This window comes from Staphylococcus pasteuri (genome assembly GCF_030547725.1).
GTDB lineage: Bacteria > Bacillota > Bacilli > Staphylococcales > Staphylococcaceae > Staphylococcus > Staphylococcus pasteuri.
Genome location: NZ_JAUOQO010000592.1, coordinates 1 through 254, shown reverse-complemented (window position 1 = coordinate 254; position 254 = coordinate 1). Strand labels below are relative to the sequence as shown.

The 254-nt window shown below is 43.3% G+C and carries 1 protein-coding gene; it reads left to right on the top strand.

What is annotated here, in order from left to right:
* Positions 1-254, top strand: a 254-nt coding sequence (locus Q4528_RS14840) for a hypothetical protein (protein WP_303522437.1), incomplete at both ends; no start/stop codon positions are given.

The window sequence follows — 254 nt, the reverse complement described above, 5'->3', positions numbered from 1 at the left end:
ATAATGGTCAGCCAATACTAATAAACAAAGCGGAAGATGGTGAAACAGCAAACCAACCACCAAACAACAGCAAATCTAGTGGCAACGCTAAAACAGAAAGCCAAGGGGATGGCTCAACATTAGATAACTCTATCCTTATCGAATCTAGTGGCAATATTGCCAAGTTAACAGGTGACACCAACAGTGCTAGTGCTGTTGATACCAATCAGCTGAGCAGTATCAACGAGGTTGCCACTTTAGATACTCACCAGCCG